We start from the raw sequence: 4,201 nt of genomic DNA, 5'->3' as shown, positions 1-4,201 counted from the left end.
CGGATGCTCCTCGCGAGTGGGGTCGGACGCTGGCGGGGCCGTGGGTGCGCAAGCGGAGGTCAACTCACTCGGCTCACTGGGCCAGTTGTAGATTCCGCCCCGGTGCTATAGCGCTTCTATATCCACTTCGCGGGGGTGCTGGTCGGTCGATGAGACGCCTGCTGCCGCGCACCGACCGGCGTGGAGCCGGATCGGTACGCGGCAGCAGAGTGGCAGGGCCGTACAGGCCATACAGGCCCGTACAGGCCGTACGGTCGTCCGGGTCAGCGCAGGATCGCGCCGTTGTCCGGACGGTCCACCCGGCTGCGACGGTTGTCCAGGTGCACGAAGGTGCGGTGCAGCCAGCGGTCGTGCCCGTCGTAGCGCGGCACGAACGAGCTGCGCCCGTGCAGCGCCATCCGGTTGTCGATGAACGCCAGGTCACCGGACTGCAGGACCAGCACCGACGACGCCAGCACGATCGCGTCGCGCAGCTGCTCCAGCGCCTGCGTGCCCTCCTCGTCCAGCGCCACGGTGGCCGCGAAGTCCACCCGGATGTTCGGGTCCACCGGGTCCCCGTACAGCACCGCGTGCACCTCGGCGGCGTCGCCGCCCTGGAACGACGGCGGCGGCTGGGTGACGAAGCGCGGCTCGGCCAGCACCCGGCGGGCCTGGTCGGGGACCAGTGGCAGCGCCCGGCGGATCGAGGAGACCAGCGTCCCGGCCGTCCTGGTGTGGTCGTTGCGCAGGCAGAGCAGGCCGACGTAGTCGGGCCGGTTGAGGTGGAAGGCGTTCTCGACGTGCATCTGCAGGTCGACCGAGCCGGCGTTGCTCTGCGACGCCTCCATGCCCGGCACCGGCACCACGTTCTGCACCAGCGCGCCGGACTTCTCCTCGCGGAACGCGACGACCTCGCCGAGGTGCAGCGACAGCAGCGCCGAGATGGCCGCCGGGACGGTGGTGCGGCGCTCCACCGACTCCCGGACGGTGGGGGTTTCGGGCAGGGTGTGCTCGTCCACGGGGAGGTTGTGCAGCATCAGCAGCGCGTCCGGTCCGCAGTCGTAGCGGTACTCGCGGATCGCCTCGCGCAGCCGCAGCGGGATCCGGCAGGACAGCTCGCGGGCGTGGTCGAGCCACTGCGGGTCGTCCACCAGGCCGCTGCCGTGGGCGGCCAGTTCCTCGGCCAGTCTGGCCAGTTGGGAGCGTTCGAGGTCGGTGAGCCAGAGCGTCAGGGAGCCGCGGGCCGGCGCCTGGACCGCTTCGGTCAGTGTGCTCATGAAGTTCCTTCTTCCGTCGGTCAGTCAGTGGTGGTCGGGGTACGGTCCTCGTGGGTACGATGCGCGCGGTGCATCAGGCGGACATCGCGACGAGTACCCGGCGGCTGCCGGTGAACGGCCGACGGCCGTGCGCCACCAGGACGTTGTCGATCAGCAGCAGGTCGCCGCGCCGCCAGTCGACATCCACGGCGCCGGCGAGGCCGCGGTCGCGGACCTGCAGGATGTAGTCGTCCGGGATCGGGCTGCCGTCGGCGAAGCTCACCGACTGCGGCAGCTCGTCGACGGGCAGGATCTTCGCCAGCGCCGTGCCCTCGTCGCCGAGCGCGGCCGAGTGCCACTGGTCGGACTGGTTGAACCAGACCTCGGTGCCGGTGACCGGGTGGCAGGTGGTGGACGGGCGGGTCTGGGTGATCCGCAGGCCGCCGTCGCGGCGCCAGGTCCACTCGGCGCCGGCCTCCGCGAGGAACTCCTCGACCCGGTCGCGCTCGGTGCTCTCGAAGGTCTCCTGCCAGCTCTTGCCCAGGCCGAAGCCGCTGTGCAGGTTCTGGGTGTAGCGCACCCCGCCCGCGTAGGCGGCCCGGACCTCCTCGTCCAACGAGTCCAGCCAGTACGCGGCGTCCACCACCGAGGTCGCACCGCCGGTCTCGGACGGCTGCGCGCAGAGGAACAGCAGGCGGGCAGGCCATGTCGTGCTGTACGAGAGCTCGTTGTGCATCGAGATGGTGAAGGCGGCCGGGTACTCGGTCGACGTGTAGACATTGGCGCCGACCTTGGTGCGCGGCGAGTTGCCGTGCACATAGGCGAGCCGGTCGGCGAGCAGCAGGTCGAGGACCGGGTCCATGGTGGACTCGGCGACGCCGAAACCCCGGAAGACCAGGGCCTTCGACGCCAGCAGCTGCTCGTCCAGCGCCGACCCGGCGCCGCTCAGATAGGCGGTCAGACCCGCCACGGTCGCCGGGACGCCCACGTCGGACGGGTGGATCTCCTGCGGCGTCCAGGTCAGTTGGGGTGTCGGCATAGAAACTCCTCACAGGCTGGTGCGGCAGGTGCGATGCCGCTCTGCAGCGAGGCTGGGAGGTGTGCCTATACGGCAGCGATATCCGCTCCTGGCAGGGGTTGCGCGCCCGGCCGATATGGCCGGCGCATAGACCGTCCACCCATGCTGCCCGGCACCCTGCGCCCACACCCTGGAGGAGTTCGATGAGCACGGCCGGCACCTGGTTCCACCGCTACGACGCCCCGGCGGATCCGGGGTTGCGCCTGGTGTGCTTCCCGCACGCCGGTGGCTCGCCGAGCTTCTACCGCTCCTGGCAGCGCCGGCTGCCGGCCGGAGTCGAGCTGCTCGCGGTCTGCTACCCGGGTCGGCAGGACCGGATCGGTGAGCCGGCGATCACCGCGATGTCCGAGCTGGCCGACCGGCTGACCCGGGCCCTGCTGCCCCGACTGGACCGCCCGTTCGCCTTCTTCGGGCACAGCATGGGCAGCGCGGTGGCCTACGAGTGCGCGCTGCGCCTGGCCCGCGAGCACGGCCTGCGCCCCACCCGGCTGTTCGCCTCCGGTCGCGGCGCGCCGCACCGGGTGGAACCCTCCGCCGTCCCGCTGGCCGAGGCCGACACCGAGACGCTGCTCGGGGCGCTGGCCAGGCTGGGCAGTTCCACCGTGGGCCTGCTCTCCGAGGAGGCGGTGCGCGAGCTGCTGCTGCCGCCGCTGCGCGCCGACTTCCGGCTGATCGAGAGCTACCGGCCCAGTGCACCGGAGCGGATCGGCTGCCCGGTGGTGGTGTACTCCGGCGAGCAGGACCGCGGCTGCACCTCGGAGTTGGTCCGGGCCTGGTCCGAACTGACCATGGCCAGAGCCGAGTTCCACACCTTTGCGGGCGGCCATTTCTACCTGGAGCAGGCCGAGGACGCGCTGCTGCGCCACCTCGGCAGCCACCTGGCCGACGACCTGCGGCTGCGCCGGGTCGCCCGCCCCGCCCCGCGCTGACCCGTGGACCGGATCGGCGCGGAGCGGAACATCCATGGGATCAGGCGAAGTTGTGGGAGAACGCGGACCCGCCGGCCCCCGCCGCCAGGGCCGGCTCCGCGGCGAACGGGCGCAGCACCGCGTAGTACGCGAACGGCGGGCCGATCAGCTTGGACACCCGCAGCCCAGCACCGTCGGCCAGGCCGAGCAGCGAGGACGCCCGGATCTGGTGGCGGTCGAAGAACTCCCCGATCACCAGCCGCCCGGTGGGCTTGAGCACCCGGCGCAGCTGGGCCAGCGTGACCTGCGGCTCGGGGATCTCGCCGAGCGCCGTCACCAGGTAGACGGCGTCGAACGAGCCATCCTCGAACGGGAGTTGGTGTGCATCGGCGTGGGTCGCCACGATGTTGGCCACCCCCTGCTGCTCCGCCCGGCGCATCACGTGGTCCAGCATCTCCTGCTGGATGTCGACGATGTCCAGCCGGCCGCTCACGCCCAACTGCGGTGCGACGTGCAGCGACTGCAGGCCGGTCCCCGGGCCGATCTCCAGGATCCGCTCCCCCGGCTTCGCCTGCAGCACCGAGTCCAGCCGGCCCAGCGTCAGGAACGGCAGCGGCAGGTCCAGCAGCCAGCGCTGCGAGTAGGGGTAGGGCGCGGAGTCGGTCAGCCACCAGGCAGCAACGGCAGCGGCGGTGACGCCGCCGGCCAGCACCCGGCGGGTGGCCTTCTTCGACAGCAGCGAGCGAACGGTCAAGATTCCTCCCCAGTCATGAGCGCGGGCAGGTCGTCCACCCGGCGCACTGCTTCCCGGCGGCGGCGGCAATGACAACCGCTCATCAGGTAGCACTGGCAATCTACTTCGCGGCCTGCGCCGATTGGGGTGCGAGCGGTGGCAGGACATTGCCCCGACAAGATCTTGACAGCCGTCAGAGCAGTTCAGAGGGCCGGGCTCGCGCAGAATTACGTCAGCCGGACCGACG

The 4,201-nt window shown here is 71.4% G+C and carries 4 protein-coding genes; 1 reads left to right on the top strand and 3 read right to left on the bottom strand.

The window, feature by feature from the left end:
- Positions 1-263 precede the first annotated feature (263 nt).
- Both P3T34_RS29900 and P3T34_RS29895 read right to left on the bottom strand, forming a co-directional pair.
- The gene (locus tag P3T34_RS29900) at positions 264-1,256 is read right to left on the bottom strand and encodes a TauD/TfdA family dioxygenase (RefSeq protein WP_280669137.1); all 993 of its coding nucleotides are present in this window, start codon (positions 1,254-1,256) and stop codon (positions 264-266) included.
- A 73-nt stretch (positions 1,257-1,329) separates the two neighbouring features.
- Positions 1,330-2,274 (bottom strand): TauD/TfdA family dioxygenase, encoded by a 945-nt coding sequence (locus tag P3T34_RS29895; protein WP_280669136.1) that lies wholly within the window; start codon positions 2,272-2,274, stop codon positions 1,330-1,332.
- A 182-nt stretch (positions 2,275-2,456) separates the two neighbouring features.
- Between P3T34_RS29895 and P3T34_RS29890 the strand changes: the two genes are divergently transcribed.
- Entirely contained in the window at positions 2,457-3,242 is a 786-nt protein-coding gene (locus tag P3T34_RS29890; protein WP_280669135.1) for an alpha/beta fold hydrolase, read from the top strand.
- Positions 3,243-3,282: 40 nt separating this feature from the next.
- On the opposite strand, the gene P3T34_RS29885 is transcribed toward P3T34_RS29890, so the two are convergent.
- Entirely contained in the window at positions 3,283-3,975 is a 693-nt protein-coding gene (locus P3T34_RS29885) for a methyltransferase domain-containing protein (protein ID WP_280669134.1), read from the bottom strand.
- Positions 3,976-4,201: the final 226 nt, after the last annotated feature.

Origin of the sequence: Kitasatospora sp. MAP12-44 (assembly GCF_029892095.1) — a bacterium.
Lineage (GTDB): Bacteria > Actinomycetota > Actinomycetes > Streptomycetales > Streptomycetaceae > Kitasatospora.
Note: the sequence above shows the minus strand (reverse complement) of the source record. Positions and strands in the feature narration are given on the sequence as shown.